General features: G+C 39.6%; 21 protein-coding genes. 8 read left to right on the top strand and 13 right to left on the bottom strand.

The features are described 5' to 3' along the window. Positions 1–56: 56 nt before the first annotated feature. Together BI350_RS02580 and BI350_RS02575 are read right to left on the bottom strand one after the other, a co-directional pair. Positions 57–1,337, bottom strand: a complete 1,281-nt coding sequence (locus tag BI350_RS02580) for an ABC transporter permease (protein WP_075526709.1) — start codon at positions 1,335–1,337, stop codon at positions 57–59. Then, positions 1,327–2,025: an ABC transporter ATP-binding protein gene (locus BI350_RS02575; protein ID WP_075526708.1), complete on the bottom strand. Its 699-nt coding sequence runs from the start codon at positions 2,023–2,025 to the stop codon at positions 1,327–1,329. The genes BI350_RS02580 and BI350_RS02575 overlap by 11 nt, the downstream gene beginning before the upstream one ends. A gap of 328 nt (positions 2,026–2,353) precedes the next feature. Between BI350_RS02575 and BI350_RS02570 the strand changes: the two genes are divergently transcribed. Next, complete coding sequence (locus BI350_RS02570) at positions 2,354–2,917, top strand: DUF2628 domain-containing protein (RefSeq protein ID WP_075526707.1); 564 nt, start codon at positions 2,354–2,356, stop codon at positions 2,915–2,917. A 140-nt stretch (positions 2,918–3,057) separates the two neighbouring features. Here the strand turns inward: BI350_RS02570 and BI350_RS02565 are convergent, their stop codons facing one another. Both BI350_RS02565 and BI350_RS02560 read right to left on the bottom strand, forming a co-directional pair. Then, on the bottom strand, positions 3,058–4,602 hold the full coding sequence (locus BI350_RS02565) for a flotillin lipid rafts scaffold protein FloT (protein ID WP_075526706.1): 1,545 nt from the start codon (positions 4,600–4,602) through the stop codon (positions 3,058–3,060). A gap of 17 nt (positions 4,603–4,619) precedes the next feature. After that, on the bottom strand, positions 4,620–5,162 hold the full coding sequence (locus tag BI350_RS02560; RefSeq protein WP_075526705.1) for an NfeD family membrane protein: 543 nt from the start codon (positions 5,160–5,162) through the stop codon (positions 4,620–4,622). Positions 5,163–5,518: 356 nt separating this feature from the next. Here BI350_RS02560 and BI350_RS02555 point away from each other — a divergent pair, with 356 nt between their 5' ends. The 4 genes from BI350_RS02555 to BI350_RS02540 all read left to right on the top strand — a co-directional run bounded on the left by BI350_RS02555 (position 5,519) and on the right by BI350_RS02540 (position 10,309). Further along, positions 5,519–6,139 carry a DUF47 domain-containing protein gene (locus BI350_RS02555; protein ID WP_075526704.1) on the top strand — a complete coding sequence of 207 codons (621 nt, stop codon included), beginning with the start codon at positions 5,519–5,521 and terminating at the stop codon, positions 6,137–6,139. A gap of 17 nt (positions 6,140–6,156) precedes the next feature. Next, entirely contained in the window at positions 6,157–7,155 is a 999-nt protein-coding gene (locus BI350_RS02550) for an inorganic phosphate transporter (protein WP_075526703.1), read from the top strand. 208 nt (positions 7,156–7,363) lie between these two features. After that, complete coding sequence (locus tag BI350_RS02545; RefSeq protein WP_075526702.1) at positions 7,364–7,564, top strand: cold-shock protein; 201 nt, start codon at positions 7,364–7,366, stop codon at positions 7,562–7,564. A 597-nt stretch (positions 7,565–8,161) separates the two neighbouring features. Next, complete coding sequence (locus BI350_RS02540) at positions 8,162–10,309, top strand: MMPL family transporter (RefSeq protein ID WP_075526701.1); 2,148 nt, start codon at positions 8,162–8,164, stop codon at positions 10,307–10,309. Between the two features lie 43 nt (positions 10,310–10,352). Here BI350_RS02540 and BI350_RS02535 read toward each other — a convergent pair whose 3' ends face one another. From BI350_RS02535 to BI350_RS02515, 5 genes are all read right to left on the bottom strand, one after another. Next, positions 10,353–11,057: a hypothetical protein gene (locus BI350_RS02535; RefSeq protein ID WP_075526700.1), complete on the bottom strand. Its 705-nt coding sequence runs from the start codon at positions 11,055–11,057 to the stop codon at positions 10,353–10,355. A gap of 16 nt (positions 11,058–11,073) precedes the next feature. Next, the gene (locus BI350_RS02530; protein ID WP_075526699.1) at positions 11,074–11,256 is read right to left on the bottom strand and encodes a flagellar basal body-associated FliL family protein; all 183 of its coding nucleotides are present in this window, start codon (positions 11,254–11,256) and stop codon (positions 11,074–11,076) included. Positions 11,257–11,263: 7 nt separating this feature from the next. After that, entirely contained in the window at positions 11,264–11,719 is a 456-nt protein-coding gene (locus BI350_RS02525; RefSeq protein WP_075526698.1) for a hypothetical protein, read from the bottom strand. 13 nt (positions 11,720–11,732) lie between these two features. Continuing rightward, entirely contained in the window at positions 11,733–12,383 is a 651-nt protein-coding gene (locus tag BI350_RS02520) for a pentapeptide repeat-containing protein (protein WP_245698289.1), read from the bottom strand. A gap of 151 nt (positions 12,384–12,534) precedes the next feature. Further along, a complete protein-coding gene (locus BI350_RS02515) occupies positions 12,535–13,398 on the bottom strand; it encodes a putative RNA methyltransferase (protein WP_211117165.1) in 864 nt (287 codons plus the stop codon). 140 nt (positions 13,399–13,538) lie between these two features. Here BI350_RS02515 and BI350_RS02510 point away from each other — a divergent pair, with 140 nt between their 5' ends. Continuing rightward, on the top strand, positions 13,539–14,666 hold the full coding sequence (locus BI350_RS02510) for a CAP domain-containing protein (RefSeq protein WP_075526696.1): 1,128 nt from the start codon (positions 13,539–13,541) through the stop codon (positions 14,664–14,666). 43 nt (positions 14,667–14,709) lie between these two features. Here the strand turns inward: BI350_RS02510 and BI350_RS02505 are convergent, their stop codons facing one another. The 4 genes from BI350_RS02505 to BI350_RS02490 all read right to left on the bottom strand — a co-directional run bounded on the left by BI350_RS02505 (position 14,710) and on the right by BI350_RS02490 (position 18,285). Further along, positions 14,710–15,264, bottom strand: coding sequence for a superoxide dismutase family protein (locus BI350_RS02505; RefSeq protein ID WP_075526695.1), 555 nt, complete (start codon positions 15,262–15,264; stop codon positions 14,710–14,712). A 101-nt stretch (positions 15,265–15,365) separates the two neighbouring features. Then, positions 15,366–15,977, bottom strand: a complete 612-nt coding sequence (gene wrbA, locus BI350_RS02500; protein WP_075529198.1) for an NAD(P)H:quinone oxidoreductase — start codon at positions 15,975–15,977, stop codon at positions 15,366–15,368. Positions 15,978–16,498: 521 nt separating this feature from the next. Further along, complete coding sequence (locus BI350_RS02495; RefSeq protein ID WP_075526694.1) at positions 16,499–17,179, bottom strand: phosphoribosylaminoimidazolesuccinocarboxamide synthase; 681 nt, start codon at positions 17,177–17,179, stop codon at positions 16,499–16,501. 71 nt (positions 17,180–17,250) lie between these two features. Beyond that, positions 17,251–18,285 (bottom strand): GGDEF domain-containing protein, encoded by a 1,035-nt coding sequence (locus tag BI350_RS02490; RefSeq protein WP_075526693.1) that lies wholly within the window; start codon positions 18,283–18,285, stop codon positions 17,251–17,253. A 355-nt stretch (positions 18,286–18,640) separates the two neighbouring features. On the opposite strand from BI350_RS02490, the gene BI350_RS02485 reads away from it, so the two are divergent. Together BI350_RS02485 and BI350_RS02480 are read left to right on the top strand one after the other, a co-directional pair. Continuing rightward, positions 18,641–18,862, top strand: a complete 222-nt coding sequence (locus BI350_RS02485; protein WP_075526692.1) for a heavy-metal-associated domain-containing protein — start codon at positions 18,641–18,643, stop codon at positions 18,860–18,862. Between the two features lie 98 nt (positions 18,863–18,960). Beyond that, a complete protein-coding gene (locus BI350_RS02480; protein WP_075526691.1) occupies positions 18,961–20,847 on the top strand; it encodes a heavy metal translocating P-type ATPase in 1,887 nt (628 codons plus the stop codon). Positions 20,848–20,853 lie beyond the last annotated feature (6 nt).

The following is a 20,853-nucleotide window of genomic DNA, read 5'->3' as shown; positions in this document are numbered from 1 at the left end:
CGGTTAGACTTCTAATTGAAAAAACAACTGCAAATATATGCAGTTGTTTTTTGGGATTAAAGTTCTTGTCTAAGTGCATTAATGACATCAATTTTAGTCGCCTTACGCGCGGGACGCCAACCTGATAATACCGCAACACCAATACTAATAGCAGACGCGATGAGTATTAATTGCCAAGGAATCACTGAAAACGTCACATTTAAACCTTCTAAATCTTCTTCACCAAGCGCGGACATGACAATGATTGGCAATAAATAATTTGCAATCATGCTTATCCCATAAGAAAGAATAATCGCGATGACCGTCCCCAAAACACCAATCCAAGCACTTTCCATAATGAATAAGCGTTGAATGAGCTTTGGATTGGCCCCTATCGCCTTCATGACGCCGATTTCACGTGTACGTTCTGTCACCGCCATCGTCATCGTATTGAATATACCAATTGAGGCAATTAAGATCGCAATCGTTCCAACGAAAATAAGTCCCGCTTTTAATGCTAAGAAAAACACATCCATCTGGTCTAATTCATCCGAAATTGAATACACGTAAAAACCTTCATCTCGAATCGTAGTCGACACTTGACTTACGTTCTCCAGTTTATCTGCGTATACTAGGACGTTATTATAAAATAGATTGACTGTATCCGTCTGCCCCGTATTTGAAGTGTAGATTTTCTCCAACTCTGGAATTACAGAGTCATCTGCAAACACACGTTGGTCGTATTCCCATTCTTTCGTAGGATTCTTACCAACACCGACAATGGTAAATGTAAGTTCTTCCTCCGCAAATTCACCATCAGCATTTTCAATTGCATACGAAAACTGTTCGCCAATTAACTTCCCTTTGTAGGTTGGAATTTCTTCACCATCTGCTACTTCAACATCTTCATACAAAGATTGACCGAAATGACTGCCTACAACGACTTCATTCCACTTTTCTGGAAGTCTTCCTTCTTCCAATTCGAAACCTACTTTTGCTTCTTCAGCAAAATTAGAAACAACGAGTTCATGGTATCCTCCAAAAGAACCCATCTTTGTCATTTGTTCTGTTCCCAATCGTTGTTGGTTTAAAACGGTTTTTACATGTGCTAACTGTGTAAACTGTTCCACTTTGTCAGACGGAGCGCCTGATGTTTCCCCTTCGTATACTTGAATCTCAGTAACGAGGCGATTCGATAACATTTCGTCTCGCAGCGTTTCATGAAGACCAAAGCCGACTGAAGCCAATACGATTAAGAACGCCGTACCCATCGTTGCAGCGAGAACTGTCATAAAAACACGCATTTTATTTTTTTTAATATGTTGCCGAACAAAATCGATTTGGTCTTTATATTGCACGTTCAGCACTCCCTTCCATTAACTGTCCGTCATGCATCGTATACATTCGATGTGCGATTTGAGCAACTTCTTCATCATGCGTAATCATGACAAATGTGATGCCGCGCGTTTTATTAAGTGATTGGATAAGCAACAATACGTCTTGCTCTGTTTCGGAATCTAAACTGCCTGTCGGTTCGTCCGCAAAAATAATTGGCGGATCCGTAATCAGTGCCCTTGCGATACTTACGCGTTGTTGCTGACCGCCCGATAATTCGTTTGGATAATGGTCTGCTACATGGGATAACCCAACTTCATTCATAAGTTTTTTAACTTTTTCTTGTCGTTCTTCTGTATCAATTCCTTGTAGCTTTAAAGGCAATTCAATATTTTCAAAGGCATTTAGACCAGGCATCAATTGAAAGTTTTGGAAAATAAATCCATAGTTTTCAAGTCTGAACGCTGCGCTCTCCGCTTCTTTGAATGTAGATGTTTCGATTCCATTGACAAGAATTTTTCCTTTTTCCGGTGCCATAAAGCCGGCTAAAATATGAAGAAAGGTCGACTTACCGGACCCACTCTTTCCAACAATCGAAACCATTTCTCCTTTATTCACTTCGAAATCTATGTCTTTTAATACCGGGATGTTTTTCTCTTTACCTTTTTTACCGATTTTAAAAGAATGACTTAAATTCATTACACGAATCATTCTTTGTTCCCCTCCGTTTTCATTACTACGTCCATTATAAAAGCCACTTCTTAAGGGAGAGTTAGGATAATTATGAAGGATTTCTTAAGATTTGATTGCGCTCCGACTGACTTCCTCTCTCCGGCGCACGAACTCCGCTCTCGACCGTTTGAATTCCGCTCAATCGAGTGTGAACTCCTGTCCCGGTCTAAATTTCCCAAAGCTGAGAACTCCACAGCCCAAAGTTTACTAGAATTTCTTTAAGGGTTAAATTGGCAGAATGGGAAGATTCATATTGCTTTGTTCTGTGCAATAGATTTAGAGAAGTGACGTTAGGGGGGATATGGTTTTGAAGAATTCTTTTAATTGCCCGCAATGCCGGGAAGTTGTGAATGAAAGCGACAGGACTTGCAGGAAGTGTGGGAATGAATTCAGCAGCTCGCCTCAACATGAACAGAATGATGAGTTGTTGAAAGCTTTTGTCGGGGAACGAAAACAGGGCTATTATTTTGGGAAGTGGGGAAAGGGCAATAAACAAACATGGAATTGGGCAGCATTTTTTGCAACCTTCTTTTGGCTTGGTTATCGGAAAATGTACAAAGTCATATTTTACTTTTTGTTGGCGTTTATTGTCTTGGACTTGATTGTTTATATTTCCAACATTAATTTGAATACAGTGAACAGTTATGTTGGGATTGGTGTAGCAGCAGCGTTAGGCATTAGCGGTAATCTTCTATATAAGGGGCATGCACAAAAGGAAATCGAAAAAATTAAAGCGGAGTACCCGGAAGAACAAGTTTTTGAAAAAGCCAAACAGCGCGGCGGAACTAGCTGGGGCGGGGTTTGGATTGCCCTCGCATTATTTATTGCATATGGAATAATTAGTGCTGTACTGGAGCTTGTGATTGCTTAAAGTGCAATCGAAATGATAATGATTTAAACCCTCTTATGTTCTGGAGGGTTTTTAAAATCCCCCAGTTCCAATTTTAACCGCTATAATAATCCCCAAAAAGAACCTAGCACACTCGTAATAAGTGGCTAGGTTCCTTCTGTTTATGCTTCTTCAGTTTTACCGTCCTCTTCTTTAGCTAGTTGCTTGGAAGCTTTTACTTCATGCGTTAGAGCATCAATGCTCGGACGAATATTATGCTTCCCCGCATAGTTTTCCAACATTTCTTTCACGTCAATTCCTGAAGTTTCTTTTAACGTTTCTTGCAATGTTGACATTAAATCTGTTGCGTACGATGTGACTTTATTGGCACCGCCGCCTTCACCGCCACCTGTATCAACTACCGTAATTTTATCGATATTAGAAAGTGGGCTTGCAACTTGTTTCGCGTAGTCAGGAATCATACGAATGACCATATCAAGCATAGCTGCCTGGCCGTAGTGTTCGAATGCTTCAGCAATTTTACGCTTCGCTTCAGCTTCCGCAAGACCTTTCAAACGAATAATGTCTGCTTCAGATTCACCTTGCGCGCGTAAAGAATCCGCATTCGCTTGCCCGTCAAGACGAACCTTTTCTGCTTCAGCTGCAGCTCGTGCTTCGATACGGTATTTCTCTGCATCTGCTTCTGCTAGTTGTCTAGATTTTTCAGCAGCTGCATTTTGCTCAATCGCATAACGATCCGCGTCAGCTTTTTTCTTTACTTCTGAATCGTATTGTCTTTCACGACGTAAAATTTCTTTCTCTTCAAGTTCAATTTGCTTCTGACGTTCGATAATTTGAATTTGCATTTCTTGTTCCATAACTTCTTGTTTAGAACGAGCCGTTTGCAATTCATATGCCTGGTCGGCTTTCGCTTTTGCACGGTCTTGTTCTAAGCGGTACTCTGCGACTTTTAACTGGTTTTCTTTTTCCGCTTCGGCAATTTCCGTTGCGCGCTCAAGCTCAGCTTTTTGCGCTTCTTTTGACGCTTCCGCATTTTTAATACGCGTTTCTTTTTCGGCTTCAACCGTTGCGATATCCGCATCACGCCTTACTTGTGCAATTCGTGGTTTACCGAGTGATTCTAAATATCCATTATTATCGCGTACATCTTTAATCGTAAATGAAACAATCACAAGACCCATTTTCGATAAGTCTTCCGAAGCGACGCGTTGCACTTCTTGTGAGAATAAATCACGGTTCTTATAAATTTCTTCAACTGTCATCGATCCTAAAATTGAACGCAAATGACCCTCTAGCACTTCTTTCGCTTCGTTTTCACGATCCTCTTTTGATTTTCCTAAAAACTGTTCAGCGGCAGTAGCAATTTCAGTGATAGACCCGCCGATTTTAATAATTGCTGTTCCGTCAGCCATGACTGGAACACCTTGCTCCGTATACACTTCTGGAGTGGTTACTTCTAATTTACTTGATAATAAACTTAACGGCTCAGCTTGTTGAAATACCGGAAATACGAATGTACCCCCGCCCCGAATAATTTTAATTCGGTTTCCAGAATCATCTGTATGTACATTTTTCGTACCGAGATAACTTCCCGTTACAATGAGCGCCTCGTCTGGGCCAACCGTACGATACTTCGTAATATAGACGAGAATGACCGCTAGTAAGATAAAAACAACGATTCCGACAACAATAAAAATACTTGGCATGCGAACTCCCCCTTTTTCTACTCATGATTTGCGAAACGAAAAGGCTCATATTCCTTGACGATAAATGTGCCATTTTTCACTTCGATAATTAATACTTCTTTCCCATAATCAATTGCGGCATTTTCATACCCAGTCGCACGTTTGGAAATTCGACCATTGACTGTTTCAATGACAATTTCACCGTACCCATCAATAGGGACCGGAACAATTACACGACCGACTTGCCCCATCAGCGACTCATCCGTATAAGCGAGCGAAACTTCTGCAGAAGAAAGTGGTAGTAAGACAAAGAAATATAGAAGGATATCAAGGACAATAGCGATTGCAATGGCAACTGCCAAAACAACACCACTATGCCATTCCACAAGTAATTCTATTATATATCCTGCCGCTGATGTGAATGTAATGAAGGACAAAATAACGGCCGGGTCAAGAAACGGACTGCCTTCACCCATCCCCTCAGCAATATCGCTGAAAAATACATATAAAATCGTGATTAGACCAGAAACAATCAACGCATATAAATAAACTTGAACAACCGGGAGCCCAAACAACTCCATAGGATCGCCTCCTTCTCCTTCAATTTTTCTCGTCACCTATCTATACGTAATACTTCTTCAAAAGTTTCAGTTAAAATATTTTTTCTGAAAATTTTTTTCTGAAAATTAATCTACTGAAAAGTGCAAGCCCAGTTAACAATGGGTATACTCATTCTATATATAGATACTTTTGAGGAAAAGTATGAATCTCGATTTAAAATCATATTTCATCTATTTCTCAACAACTCACCTTCCTTTCGCTTTAATCTAAATGTTAAGTTTGTGTAAATCTTGTCGAAGTTTATAGGGATTTCAATTCGTATTTGTTATGATTAATTGTGCGAAAATAGGCACTAACAAATTGATGGAGGTTTGACATGTTCAATTTTAATAAAACAGACCCTTTTTTCACAGCTTTACTTGAAATTGCTGAACACGTCCAAGAAGCTGTTCATTATGCACATGACTTTAAAATAGAAAAAGTTTCGGATTTAAAAGAAGTTAGTATTCGGTTGAAAAATTATGAAAGAGAAGGCGACTCCTTAATTTACGAATTAACGACGAAACTAAACACATCTTTTATGACACCTATCGAACGTGAAGATATCTTACAATTGTCAATAAAAATGGATGATATTTTGGATGGCATAGAGCATTTTGCTGCTCACCTTGAAATGTTTTCATTAATAGATATTGATGAGTATGTGAACTCGTTTATGGAAAATATCGTGAAAAGTACCGATGAAATCGTCAAAGCGCTTCAATTACTTTCACAGAAAAAGCTTGTTGAAATGAGAGACCACGCTGTGCTTATTAAACAACTTGAAAGTATTTGTGATGAAATTTACAGAACATCTATTAAGCAATTGTTTATTAATGAGAAAGACCCAATTCGCATTATTCAATTTAAAGATATTTATGAGCAACTTGAAGATGTCGCGGATTACTGTGAAGACGTTGCCAATACAATTGAAACAATTATTATGCGCAACGCGTAAGGAGGCCTTTCATCTATATGGATACAATTTTATTCCTTACGATACTTGTTATTATATTTGCATTAGCTTTTGACTTTATTAACGGATTTCACGATACTGCCAATGCCATTGCAACTTCTGTTTCAACCCGGGCTTTAACACCACGTACCGCGGTTTATATGGCTGCAATCATGAACTTTATAGGGGCACTCACATTTACAGGAGTCGCGAAAACGATTTCTAAAGACATCGTCGACCCTTTCATGCTAGAAAATGGCTCTCTCGTTATTTTAGCCGCCCTCATAGCAGGTATCGCATGGAACCTAATCACTTGGTATTATGGAATTCCTTCAAGTTCATCACATGCATTAATCGGATCAATCGCCGGCGCTGCAATTTCCGCTGCTGGTTTCGGAATTTTGAATTGGGGCGGCTTTTTAAAAATTTTAGAAGCCTTAATTTTCTCACCGTTCATCGCATTAATCGTTGGATTCTTAATGATGTCGATTTTCAAAGTCGTCTTGAAAAACCGTAATTTATTTAAAGCGAATAAACGTATTCGATACTTACAAATCGGGACAGCTGCCCTCCAAGCATTTACGCATGGTACGAACGATGCCCAAAAAGCAATGGGAATTATGACAATGGCACTCATTGCCGGAGGTTTACAAACCGGCGACGATATTCAACTATGGGTTCGAGTTTCCGCTGCTGCCGCAATGGGGTTGGGAACATCTATAGGTGGATATAAAATCATCAAAACAGTCGGAACAAAAATTATGAAAATCCGACCAGTCAATGGGGCTGCTGCGGATTTATCCTCTGCTGGAATTATTTTCGGAGCAACCTTACTTCACTTACCCGTTAGTACAACACATGTCATCTCCTCCGCGATTATGGGGGTAGGAACTGCCCAGCGTGTACGTGGCGTAAACTGGGGCGTAGCAAAAAGAATTGTTATGACGTGGATCATTACCTTACCGGTTTCCGCAACACTTGCGGCAATCGTCTATCAATTACTAGCATTGATTTTTTAACACTAATAATGATGTGATACACCTTCATTATTAGTGTTTTCAAATTTATTTTGAATAATCACTTGCATTCATTCCAGTTAGCTGATATGATAAGAGAGAATTATTTTTGTTCGAAAGCAGAATGGTCACAGCAAAGCTTGACCTCTTCAAGACTTGAGCAAGGATAGTAACACAATGTGTGCAAAGTGCACACAAGGAGGAAACAAAGATGGAACAAGGTAAAGTAAAATGGTTTAACGCAGAAAAAGGTTTTGGATTTATCGAACGTGAAGACGGCGACGACGTATTCGTACACTTCTCAGCTATCCAAGGCGAAGGTTTCAAAACTCTTGAAGAAGGCCAAGACGTAACATTCGAAATCGAACAAGGCGAACGTGGACTTCAAGCTTCAAACGTTGAAAAAAACTAATTTGAACTAACCATTCAAAGCCATTCTCTTAAAGGGAATGGCTTTTTTATTTTGAATAAAATACATGCCCCACACCGCTTACCTATTCATTGACCCCAATACGCTGAAGATTTCTCGTTAAGCGTTGCTGAATTTTGCCCAGCGTTGAGTACTTTTCGAAGGACGTTGCATACTTTTAACGTTGTGTTGAATTCTTTCTAGGAAACGTTGCGTACTTTGCATAGCGTTGCGTACTTTTCCAAGAACGTTGCATACTTTTAACGTTGTGTTGAATTCTTTCCTGGAAACGTTGCGTACTTTGCATAGCGTTGCGTACATTTCCAAGGACGTTGCATACTTTTACTGTTGTGTTGAATTCTTTCCTGGAAACGTTGCGTACTTTGCATAGCGTTGCGTACTTTTCCAAGGATGTTGCATGCTTTTACTGTTGTGTTGAATTCTTACTTGGAAACGTTGCGTACTTTGTCCCAGCCTTGCTTTCTACCCAGCTTTCGCAACCTACTAGGAAATAGTAACCTATGATAAAAGACTTTCCCTCCAAAATCCGTTACGATAGAAGAATAGATTGAACTATTTGATAGAAAGAAGGATTAGCCATTGCGTACACTTGCTAATTTTATTACACGTGCCCATAAAACCATTATCATTGCCTGGTTAGTTATTTTTGCTGCCATGGCTGTTTTTGCGATTCGCTTACCGAGTATGCTTGAAGGTGATGGGTTTCGGATGGATGGAGACCATGCCGAGGTGATGGATATCGTCTCGGATAAATTTGATATGCCAGCGGAAACAATGTTTGTTGTTTTCAACGACGTACCCAATAGTAAGATAGAGACAACGTTAAAGCAGATTGAAAAACTTAAACTCACTTCGACAATTGAATCACCATTAGAAGATGATAGTTTGCAAAGCGGGAATGTTGCTTATGCCATGCTTCACTTTGACGGCGATGCAGAGAATATGTCGGAAGTTGTTACGGATATTCGTAAAGTAATCGGCGATGAAAAAGGAATTACGCTAACAGGTTCTTCTGCGATTTCCAAAGATATTAACGAGGCCAGTCAGCGAGATTTAATTACCGCGGAAGCGATTGGTCTGCCGATTGCGATACTCGTTTTACTCTTTGCATTCGGAACGGTTGTGGCTTCGCTTGTTCCGTTAATGATTGGCATCGTCACCGTCGTTTCGTCATTCGGGATTTTGACGATTTTAGGCGGACAAATTGATTTGTCGATTTTCATTTTAAATATTATTCCGATGCTCGGGCTAGCGCTCAGTATAGATTTTTCGTTGTTATTCATTAGTCGCTATCGCGAGGAGCGTGTCCACTCATCGATTGTTGATGCGGTACATATGACCGTTCGTACAGCTGGACGTTCTGTCATTTTTTCAGCGTTTTGTGTGTTCATTGGACTTGGCGCGATGCTGTTCATTCAGGTTGATTTATTCCAAAACATTGCAATTGGCGGCATGATTGTTGTGTCGATGGCTGTTCTCAGTTCGATTACATTGCTGCCTGCAGTTCTCATTGCACTTGGCGATCGCTTAGATAAGTGGCGCATTTTAAAAGTGAATGAAAACGGTGCAAATCGCTGGCGTAAGTTTGCCAATCAAGTTATTAAACGCCCTGTTATGATTACGATTTTGGCAACTGTTTTACTTCTTGTTGCCATGATTCCGGTAAAAAATATTGAGTTAACGATTCCACAAATTGACTCATTGCCGGAGTCATACGATTCCCGGGAAGCTTTTGAATTAATGGAGGATACTTTTAATCTCACAGATACTTCTACTGTCTATGTGATTGCTGACCGAAAAGGCGGTTGGGAAGACGAAGATGGGTTGCAAGCGATGAAAGATTTGGAGGAAGCACTTACGGACGATTCACTTGTAGATAAAGTGACAACCATTTTTACCGCAAGCGAAATTCCAACTGTCGACCAATGGAATCAGGCGATGATGGTGCCTGAAATGGAAGCGAACTTAGCACCTTTGCTAGAAACATTCGTTCAAAATGAAAAACTAATGATTCCAGTCACGCTTGCTGCGGAAGGTTCTTCAGATATCGCACAAGATTGGGTGCGCGATTGGAGCGAAAAAAAGACGGACTGGAATTTGAAGATTGGTGGTCAACCAAAATTCAATCAGGAAATCTTTGATGAAATTTGGGATAAAATTGGCATCGTGCTAGCAGTTATTATCGTTTCGACTTTCTTCATTTTAATGATTGCCTTCCGCTCACTTTTAATTCCAATTAAGGCGATTCTGATGAACGTCATTGGCTTAGCAGCGACGTTCGGGATTCTCGTCTATATCTTCCAATATGGACATTTCGGAATTCCCGCAAGCACGATTGCCCTCATTATTCCTGTGCTCGTATTCAGTCTCGTATTTGGTTTGAGTATGGACTATGAAGTGTTCTTAATTTCACGTATGCAGGAGGAATATGCAAACTCATTTAACAATGACAAAGCAACTGTTGAGGGATTAGCCACGACAAGTAAGGTGATTACTTCAGCTGCACTTATTATGATTGTGTTAACGGGCGCTTTCGCTTTCACAGATGTTTTGCCTGTGAAGCAAATTGGCGTCGGGATCGCGATTGCGGTTGCGATTGATGCAACAATTATCCGCCTGCTTCTCGTACCTAGTTTGATGAAGTTATTCGGGAAGTGGAACTGGTGGTTACCGTTCGGTAAAGGACTTTATCGATCGGATAACCGGAGATTTGAACGTAAAGATTAAAAAAAAACGGTTTTGCGCCCCCTTTAAGGTGCAAAACCGTTTTTCACTTTCCGCCTTGAATATGTTTTGGCCGGCCAAATGCCGGATAAACTTTCCGCACTGCTTCAATATTTCTTTTCAAAAAGAAATACCTATGTATAGAGGCTGAAAAAAAAGCGACGATGATAGACAAGACAAAAATACAAAGGAAAAACAAACCCCTTATCGCAATCTCATTTCCAAACGAGTTGACGAGTCCGTAGATAACATAACCGACACCAGGTGATGCGATAAGAAACAGTGCCCAAGTCGGCGTCTTCCATTTCCCAGTTTGCAACTTTAAATAAGTTCCACTATAAAGTAAGCGAACATTTAACCAGTTCATGATCAAAGGCAAACTATTCATCACGAGCAATATCAAGACGATTGAAAATATGCCTTGCACACCAAATTGTGTAACCATTAATTTGGCTAAAACAAGCGAATATACAAACACATTAACAACACTGTAAATCCCCAAATACAGATAGTATGACAATTCAAATCGGTACGGATCAATGACATACAAGATGCCCCAAATATTGATAATCATCGTGGGAATAAAAGCAATGATAAAGAACGAATAGACAAACGGATCGCCGATAAGCGGCAGCAGTCCAATGAAATTCAGAAAGAATAAAACAAAGAAAAGGACATTGCCGCGATTTTCCTTTGGGGTCTGTAAGTTTAAATAGGAAGCTGTTATTTCGTCAATCCCTAACCGCTCCATATGCCTAATCCTATCGCTATTCAATGGTCACGCCATACAACTGATTCATATTCTCTGCAACTTGAATGACTGCCATCGATGTTTCCGCGTTCTTTTCCTCTTTGATTTGATTAATCGTAGACATCATGAGGAAATATATTAGGCCGACAACAATGATGACGAATAAAACGATCCCGATAACAAGCGTTCTCCCTTTCATCTTTTGTTCACTCCTCTTTTAAAGTAAACTGTTCTTCTTTTAAATACTCAACGGCCTCCTCATAATCACCAAAACTATCTTCTAAATTTAAGCCGTGATACACATTCCAATAACCTTCTTCTTCCTTTAACTCTAGCGTATTTTCACCATTCACCCATGTCTGTTGGACAGACGCTTCCACTTCTTCATGTCCAAGCGCTTGAATTGAATCTGCAATAATCTTTCGCAATTCCTCTTCGGTGGCCTCACGAATATTCACAAGACCTCTATCATCTGCTTCATACCCAGGAATGTCCGCGACATAAACGAACCCATTCCCATTTGGATGTAAATGTTGCACAACGACTTTTTTATCATAAGCACTTTCTTCAAAATGGTAATTTAACCGTTTCATCGATACCTCTTTACGTGTTAATTCCGGAAAGGATTCAATGATTGCTTGTTTTTCTTCAAATGTTAACATATCTTCACTCTTTTCATTCTTCTTTTATTTTTAATCCTAACACACGCGCAAACCCTATCGCCTGTTCTTTAGAGACAATACATCCTTTAATTTTTGAAACGGTGACTTCAATTTGTTCGTACGTATTTGCCGACAAATCAATTCCAGCCAAATCCGTTTCTGAGAAATTTATGCGATCCAACTTACATTCAGAAAATCGAACTTGCTTGAGATGACATTCATAAAAATCACTATCCACTAACTGACTAGATGTAAAATCAACCTCTTTCATTCCTGAAAAGCTGAAATTACTATATTTCCCGTCACATTCATTAAATAACGTATGGCCAATTTTAGCATTGGCAAAATCAGTTCCTGTCAGTTTTGAGTTTCTAAATTCACATCTATGGAACACAGCATGTTGAAACTGTACATTTGAGAAATCACACGTATCAAAAACGACATCAACAAACTCCGCACCGTGCATATTGGCATTTGTAAATCGGACATGCTTAAAGACAACATCATCAAATGACAAACGTTCCTCTTCAATACTTGCGAAATAGCCGCCATTAAAACGGACTTTTTCTATATACGGTTCGCCTTGTCCGACATTTTCTATCGTCATTTCTTCATGAAACTCCGATAACTTAGGACGTTGGCGCTTGCCTATTGCCTTTTGCACGAACAACCTCCCCCTTAACGAGTTTTCCATTCAGCAATAATGATAAACGCAATGACAACAGCGACGGCAATAATATAGAACCAACTTGGCACACTACTTACACCTGAAAACATAGTTAAACCCCTTTCCTATTTCTTTCAAAACATAACTATTATTCATTGGTCCCTATGATAATTGTATAATCAATCGTGACAGCTGGAATCTCGGATTTCATTGCCGCCTCTATTTTACCCGCACTAGCTCCCCATGAGAGTGGTGTCATCTGGATTAAATTCTCTAACAGCGTTTGATTTAACGGAAATTCATAAGTTATTCTTTCCGTTTTCACATTGTCAAAATAATCCTTCATTCTCTCAACAGGATTTCCTTCATTTTGTCGTTCTGCGTCTTCATAAAAAATGGTACGTAATTGTTTTAAATAATCGTTTTCGGGGACGACCTTAACAAACATCCCATCCGGCTTTAATACCCGGGTAAACTCAGCGTAGTTGGCTGGAGATAAAATATTCAACATGACGTCAAACGCATCATCTTGAAATGGACAATTTGCCAAATCTGCAACGAGCCAAATATGCCCTGGGTAATCTTTAGCCGCTGCCAATACACCTTCTTTGGCAAGGTCAATCCCTACACCAGTTGCCGGATTTGAAAGTTTTGAAACAATACTTGCCAAATGAGAACCTTCCCCACTACCTGCGTCAATAATTGTTGGTGCTTGTTTATGTTGTACATGTTCATCTACCAATGCTGTTAAACGGTCAAGCAATGGGTCAAAAAAGCCGTTCGTTATCATTGTTTTTCTTGCTTCAAAAAGCGCTTTATCGTATTTTGTAACATGTGCTTGCGGTGCCAAATTGACATACCCTTGCCGCGATAAATCAAATGAATGATGCTTCTCGCAAACCAGACGCGCATCCTCTAACAACTCCATTGTTAATGAACAAATTGGACAATGAAATAGATGCTCATTTTGCGCAAACGCTCGCGCATTCATCATTTTCTTAGAAATAGCCATCATCTATACTCCGTTCTTTTATCATTACTCTAGTATACCTTTTCACGATGTGAATTAGGTAATGAATGTAATCCTAAATATAGATTACACTGTATTCAACCTACCTTTACAGGTTACAATGAAAGGAAGGAGGAACAGCTTTGAAACGTTTTTTTCTATTTATTCTACTGTTATTCACAATTTACTTGGCAAAGCCTTATTGGGAAAAACCTGTCTCACAATATATTGATTTGTCTTTTTTAGATTCTGTTGATCATAAATTAGAAGCGTTCTTAACGAGTGAGCCGTTCGAAACAACTGTACATTTTATTAGTGATCAAGCAGATAAGGCGATTCTTTTCTTTTTAGCAGACACAAACGTGCAGGATCATGAAGTAAAAAATGTTGAAAAACCTACATTAAAAGAACCTGAAACGAGCCAAATTTCAATTCATAACCTCGAAATTGGGACTGCGGAAGAATCGGTCATCGCCACACTCGGTGAACCCCTACAAATTTCGCATAATGAATATGGAACAAACTGGTCTACATATCATCAAGACTACCATAATTTCGTCATGATTTCTTATGACAATGAACGGAAAGTCAATGCAATCTACACAAATGATGACTTGATTTCATCAGACGCTGGGATTCAATATGGTACGTCTAAAACTGTCGTCAGAAAAATATACGGGGAACCTTTAACCGAGATTCGGAAAGGGCTTCATATATATATTCTTCAAGACAGTGAAGGATTTGACCTTTTTAAAGTAGGTGATATGTACGCCTATTTCTTCTATGACTTGCACCAAGAGGAAATGGTCACTGCCGTTCAACTCGTTGCTAGTTCATTGGAACATAGTAAAAGTGGGATTTACGCACAAGGAAATGATGAACTAAGAAAAGGCTTTGAAATTCAACTGTTTGACTTAACAAATGCAGCTCGCGTTAGACATGGGCTTCCTGCGTTAAAGTGGGAAGAGAATGCGGCACACACCGCGCTTCTCCATAGTATTGACATGGCAGAGCATAATTATTTTAGTCATGAAAATTTAGCAGGCCTTTCCCCTTTCGATCGGATGAAAGCGGATGGCATCACGTTTCGTGCAGCTGGGGAGAATTTGGCGTATGGACAATCTAGCAGTATTTTTGCACATGAAGGGTTAATGAACTCTAAAGGTCATCGGGAGAATATTTTACAGGATATTTATAGTCATCTTGGCATTGGCGTCGCTTTTAATGAACAAGAACAACCGTATTACACCGAAAATTTTCTATTAAAATAATCCCTTTCTGATGCGTCCTCGCATTTGAAAGGGATTTTTCAACTTATTCAGCGATAACTGCACAAGCAATTCGATCTCCTGAATTACCAGCCGGATCTGTTTTGTAATCATCTGCCTTCGCGTGAATCATAAGGGAGCTGCCGTCTTCATCGAAAATTGAATTTTCTTCCCCCTGTTGAAGGGTAACATTTGCTGTCGATACAATCGCGTCGACTGTACCATCTTCTGCGACTTCAATATTCGGCAAATCACCTAGATGGAAGCCTTTGGGATTATCAAAGCCATGCTCTTTATGAGTTGGATTAAAATGGCCGCCGGCAGATTCAAATTTCGGGGGAATACATTCCCCTTTTTCATGAATATGAAAACCGTGTTCACCTGGCGGTAGTCCTTCCGCAGCAACTCGAATCGTTACACCGTTTTTACCCTCCGTTAGTGTAACTTCACCAATCTCAGTACCTTCTGTGTTGATGAGAGGTGCTTCAATCATGTCCGTACTTTTCCCACTCACAGGGATTTTCGAGTTACTGCCTTTCCCGCACCCGCCCAGTATAAACAATACGGTTATCAAAACTGCTCCAACTACTTTTTGTTTCAATTAAATTCCTCCTAATCCTTTTTCATTGATAGGATAGGTTCTAAGCGGTTTATTTAAACTTAAAGAGCCAATCAAATTTGATTGACTCTTTACAGACTATCTTATTGATTCCCTTTTTTAACCCATCCCGCAACAGTTACTGTGCGTTTTGCTTGATGTTTGACTGCAGCTTCCACGTCATCAACCATCTTGCCATCTTGGTCTACTGTTACACTTGTTCCATATGGGTTTCCGCCTGCACCGAATATAACTGGGTCAGTATATCCAGGAGCAGCAATAATCGCACCCCAGTGCATCATCGCTGTATATAATGAATGTAATGTCGCTTCCTGACCGCCATTTGGGTTTTGTGCGGATGTCATCCCACTGACAACTTTGTTAATCGTTTTACCGCTTGCCCATAATCCACCTTGAAGATCAATAAACTGCTTCATTTGGGATGCCATGACACCGAAACGAGTTGGTGTACTGAAAATAATCGCGTCTGCCCATTCAATGTCCTCTGAAGTAGCGACTGGAACGTCTTTCGTTGCATTAACAGTTGCTTTCCAACCTTCGTTTCCTTCAATAACTGATTCCGGAGCTAATTCTTGTACTTTTAGCACTCTAACTTCTGCACCAGCTTCTTGTGCGCCTTCTGCAGCCCACTTTGCTAATTGATAATTCGTTCCACCCATACTATAGAATACGATTGCTAATTTTACGTTTGACATATTATCCATCTCCTTTGTTTTTTTAAATAATTTACTCCAGAAACTCATTTATTCCACCTTCTCTAAAATTATTTCCATATTACTCCGTATTAAACCGCCCCCTTAAAAGATGAACGATGTAACTGTTTTAATTTCTTATGCCCATGTTTGGAAACTACACTGATAACAAACGAATATCCTCTATCATTAACTAATGGAACAAAATCAGACATACTATTCGATGCCCTTTAACTAAATACTTTAATCAAGATCCACATTAAATCATCTCGAATTCGAGGTATATGGTCAAAAAAATTATATCTTGTTCCACACGTTTTTTTATTAACTCTAATACGCGTGTTAAAAAACGAATAACCTTAAAATAACTTTTTAATTTATCTTGAATTCAAGTTAATTATATGATGATTAATTGTTTTTGTCAACGGCCTATGTTTCTCTCTCGCTAGGTTATACCAAATACCATAAGAAAAGACACATTCAACAATGTGAATGTGTCTCGTCTTTTTAGTGTTCATCATGTTTTACTGGAGTAACATTTTTTCTAATTCAAGCGGCTGTACAGATTGTCCATCTTTATATGCACGCATATTACCGCCAGAAATTTCGTCTATGAGCATCATATTTCCTTCTGCATCCAGACCAAACTCAAGTTTAATATCATAAAGTTCTAAGCCTTTGACAGCCAACTCATCTTTCACAACGGAAGATATTTCTTTTGTTAACTTCACGAGTGTTTCGTATTCTGCCTTTGTTAAAATGCCTAATTGCGCAAGCCCATCCTGATTAATAGGTGGATCATTGCGCTTATCATCTTTTAACGTGACTTCCACGAATGCATCTAATGGTTGACCTTCTTCACAGTATGCACCATACCGTTTTAAGAAACTACCTACCGCGCGATACCTACAAATCACTTCTAGACCTGCACCGAACATATTCGCTGACTTCACGAGCATCGTGGCTTCTTCAAGATTTGATTCCACGAAATGCGTAGGGATTCCTTTTTCCGCAAGTTTTTCAAAAAAATAGGTTGTCATACGTAACCCTGACTGGCCCATACCTTCAATCGTCAAACCGACTGTATTGGCACCCGGGTCAAAAACACCATCTTCGCCTGTTACATCATCTTTAAACTTTAGCAATACTTGACCATTTTCAGCTTCAAATACATCTTTCGTTTTACCTTTATAAATGAGTTTCATGCGCCTACTCCTTTTCTTTTCGGATCAACGTTCACTTTTAGTATAATGCAGATTTGACTGAAGAAAAAGGGTTATTCCTCCATTTTACCTGTTACTCGGTTTCGTCCATTTTCTTTAGATACGTAAAGTCTTTTATCCACCCTTAATAACAAGGAATGCGCCGTATCCCCCTGAATAAATTCAGAAACGCCAAAACTCGCTGTTACCCGATTGACACCAGTAAAACGAAAAGATTCAATGGCCTGGCGTAAATTTTCCGCTAACGTATATGCAACACATTCTGATCCGCGAAGGATAATCATAAACTCCTCGCCACCCCAGCGGCCAAAATACTCGTTATTTCTTAACTCATTTTGAACGACCTGCGTAAATTCCCGTAATACCTCATCACCTACACTATGCCCAAATTGATCATTAATTTTCTTAAAATGATCGATATCAAAAAAGATAATCGAATAATCATCTTCCTTTTTCTCGTTCAAAAAAGACTGCAACCACTCATCAACTTGAAAACGGTTCCCAATTTGCGTGAGCGGATCTATACGTAATTGACGACGCATGATTTCTACTTCCGCATGCGCCTTCACAATCTTAAATGAATAGATGAGCACCAAAATATAGACAATCATAGACAAGATTAGCTGGGCAAATGATTCCAGAAATGACTGATTTAATTCGTTCATATAATAAACGCCTGGAATGATTGTGCCAATCAGTAAGAATAAAGAGACTCCTATAGCCACCTTTTTTCTCCATATTGCAAATGTCCAAATGAGGATGAGTGGAAGCCAAACGATATATGAATCGAAATCGATTGCCCCTTCAATCCCTCTATGTCTTCTTACTACGTTTGTAACGCTCACCACATGATAAGTATACAACCCAAATAATATGATAATCTCCAAATACTTCATCCGGCGATTGACTAATGTAGCAAACCATCCAAGCATGAAAGTACAAGCAAAGAATAGTTCTATATAAACATCAAACAGAAAAACTCGATTGCCTAAAACGATCGAAAATAAAGCGCTGAGAAATAAAATAGGTAAAACTACTAATAATAAGTTTCTTCTTAAATCATGAAATGACTGTTTCTTTTTTAACATTGTTCAATCCTTTCTTATATTTATCATATAACTTTCTAGACGAAATGAACAATTTTGTGATGCTAAATCACCATTGTTCTTAAATTTAGAAATTAGTCCTTTTGGCATGTTCCATAAACTATTAATCATTTTACTAAGATGAAGCGTTAACATTTCCTATCAGTCTTGATATACATCAAGGAACTTTTTTAGTAATCGCCCTATACTTCATGTACAAAGTAAAAAAGCAACACGATCAAGTGTTACACGTTCAGATCATCTAAAGAATTTTCCCAGAACTTGACGCACATCAAGGAACGGAATGAACAAACATCTTACACTTAAGGTACAAATAAACATTTGGAGGATGAACAATATGAAAAAAGCTGTTTTTAATCTTGAACCACTTGGTTGCCCGACTTGTGTGAAAAAAATCCAGAGTACACTGGAGAAAATGGAGGGCGTTGAGGAAGTAAAAGTTCTTTTCCACTCCAACCGTGTCCGCACACAGTTTGATGAAAACAAGGTCCAAGCAGAAGATATTCAAAACACAATTACTAAACTTGGGTACCCTGTTCTTTCACAAAAAGTTTCATAAAAAAAACCCCGGATGCGTCCGGGGTTTCCTAAAGGATTTATCTGTATGATTAAGATTTATATGTTTTCATAATAAATTTAAAAAAGGTGGGATACATTATGAATGCAAGAAGAACCTCACAAATTACCGCCGTTACAGGGGCTTTGCTTCTTATCGCTATCGGTCTCCACCTCGGAGGCCTGCACGAATGGCGGCAAGGGACACTTATTTTAGCGACGGTTATTGCGGGTACTCCAATTGCCATCAAAGCGTTCCAAGCAATTCGAATGAAAACATTTAGCATCGAATTACTCGTGACCATTGCTGTTGTCGGTGCACTGTTTATTGGAGAGTACGTTGAGTCAGCAGCAGTCACCTTTTTATTCCTATTCGGTGCTTTTTTAGAAGTACGGACATTAGAAAAAACACGGTCTTCCCTTCGTTCACTAATCGATATGGCGCCTGTCGAGGCAACCGTTTTACGTGACGGAGAAACGATGACTATTTCCGTCGATGATGTAGAAGAAGGAGACCGCGTCATCGTCCGTTCGGGTGAAAAAGTTGCGATTGATGGAGAAATTATTTCCGGTAAAGCCACTTTAAATGAATCTGCCATTACTGGTGAATCTGTACCCGTAACGAAAACAAAACAAGATCGTGTATTCAGCAGTTCTATCTTAGAAAATGGATTTATCGAAGTGCTTGCTGACCGTGTTGGAGATGATACAACTTTCGCGCGTATTATCGAACTTGTTGAAGATGCACAAGAAACAAAATCTAAAACACAAAAGTTTCTTGATCGATTTGCAAATATTTACACACCAGCAATTGTCGTTATGTCCATTCTCGTTTATTTAGTCACGAGAAATATTGAAATGACACTTACTTTCCTAGTTGTCGCTTGTCCCGGTGCACTTGTGATTTCAGCCCCTGTTTCAATCGTTGCAGGGATTGGTAATGGTGCCCGTAATGGCGCCTTGATTAAAGGTGGAGAAATCATGGAAAATCTCGGAAAAATTGACACAGTCGTTTTTGATAAAACAGGTACGTTGACTCGCGGACGTCCTGAAGTAACGGATATCCATACTGTTGGCCCCAATGAAAACGACTTACTACGTATCGTTGCCGAGGCAGAAATGATTTCTGAACACCATCTTGGTCAAACGATTGTAAAAGAAGCAGAACAACGAAATCTTGCGCTTGTGAATGAGCCCGAAAATGCAGAAGTGATTGAAGGAAATGGGATTCGTGCGGAAATTGAAGGTCAGGCGCTCGTGATTGGAAATCGAAAACTAATGCGTACCAACGGCATAGAGATTGCTAGCAAAGTCGAAGCTTATGCAATAGAACGTGAAAAGGCTGGAAATACTGCCATTTTTGCAGCCATTGACGGAACCATTGCGGGAATCATCTCCATCGCAGATCAAATTCGTCCTGAAGCTGCAAGCGCACTACAAGAGTTACGCGAAAACGGCATCAAACAAATCATTATGTTAACTGGTGATAACCGACATACCGCCGAACTTGTCGGCAAGCAACTTGGCCTTGACGCGGTACACGCGGAGCTATTACCTGAAGACAAGGTTGCCATGGTCCAAAAGTTAAAGAATGCAGGTCACCGTGTTGCTATGGCAGGAGACGGTATTAACGACGCACCTGCAATCGCGACTGCTGACATCGGGCTTGCAATGGGCGAAGGCGGAACGGATATTTCAATGGAAACTGCGGATGTTGTTTTAATGGCAGACCGACTCGACCAATTTTCACACGCCTATTCTTTAGCAAAAGCCACTGTACGTAATATGCGACAGAACACATTCTTTGCGGTAGGAACAGTAGTAATCTTACTGGCAGGTGTCCTATTCGGAAAAGTATTCTTAGCATCTGGTATGCTGATTCACGAACTAAGTGTACTTCTAGTTATTCTTAACGCTGTTCGATTAATGCGTTATAATAACAAGAACGGTAAAAATGAGAATGCGACGCCAATCCTGCAAACTGAATGAGGTGGA

The organism is Sporosarcina ureilytica, from assembly GCF_001753205.1.
Classification (GTDB): Bacteria; Bacillota; Bacilli; order Bacillales_A; family Planococcaceae; genus Sporosarcina; species Sporosarcina ureilytica.
Note: the sequence above shows the minus strand (reverse complement) of the source record. Positions and strands in the feature narration are given on the sequence as shown.

Excerpts from the sequence above, each read along its gene's own strand:
- BI350_RS02515 (WP_211117165.1), bottom strand. The coding sequence starts at position 13,398 with ATGGCTATTTCTAAGAAAATGATGAATGCGCGAGCGTTTGCGCAAAAT.
- BI350_RS02490 (WP_075526693.1), bottom strand. The coding sequence starts at position 18,285 with ATGTTAAAAAAGAAACAGTCATTTCATGATTTAAGAAGAAACTTATTA.
- BI350_RS02535 (WP_075526700.1), bottom strand. The coding sequence starts at position 11,057 with ATGGAGCGGTTAGGGATTGACGAAATAACAGCTTCCTATTTAAACTTA.
- BI350_RS02565 (WP_075526706.1), bottom strand. The coding sequence starts at position 4,602 with ATGCCAAGTATTTTTATTGTTGTCGGAATCGTTGTTTTTATCTTACTA.
- BI350_RS02550 (WP_075526703.1), top strand. The coding sequence starts at position 6,157 with ATGGATACAATTTTATTCCTTACGATACTTGTTATTATATTTGCATTA.
- BI350_RS02555 (WP_075526704.1), top strand. The coding sequence starts at position 5,519 with ATGTTCAATTTTAATAAAACAGACCCTTTTTTCACAGCTTTACTTGAA.
- BI350_RS02480 (WP_075526691.1), top strand. The coding sequence starts at position 18,961 with ATGAATGCAAGAAGAACCTCACAAATTACCGCCGTTACAGGGGCTTTG.
- BI350_RS02495 (WP_075526694.1), bottom strand. The coding sequence starts at position 17,179 with ATGAAACTCATTTATAAAGGTAAAACGAAAGATGTATTTGAAGCTGAA.
- wrbA (WP_075529198.1), bottom strand. The coding sequence starts at position 15,977 with ATGTCAAACGTAAAATTAGCAATCGTATTCTATAGTATGGGTGGAACG.
- BI350_RS02560 (WP_075526705.1), bottom strand. The coding sequence starts at position 5,162 with ATGGAGTTGTTTGGGCTCCCGGTTGTTCAAGTTTATTTATATGCGTTG.
- BI350_RS02530 (WP_075526699.1), bottom strand. The coding sequence starts at position 11,256 with ATGAAAGGGAGAACGCTTGTTATCGGGATCGTTTTATTCGTCATCATT.
- BI350_RS02525 (WP_075526698.1), bottom strand. The coding sequence starts at position 11,719 with ATGTTAACATTTGAAGAAAAACAAGCAATCATTGAATCCTTTCCGGAA.
- BI350_RS02485 (WP_075526692.1), top strand. The coding sequence starts at position 18,641 with ATGAAAAAAGCTGTTTTTAATCTTGAACCACTTGGTTGCCCGACTTGT.
- BI350_RS02575 (WP_075526708.1), bottom strand. The coding sequence starts at position 2,025 with ATGATTCGTGTAATGAATTTAAGTCATTCTTTTAAAATCGGTAAAAAA.
- BI350_RS02545 (WP_075526702.1), top strand. The coding sequence starts at position 7,364 with ATGGAACAAGGTAAAGTAAAATGGTTTAACGCAGAAAAAGGTTTTGGA.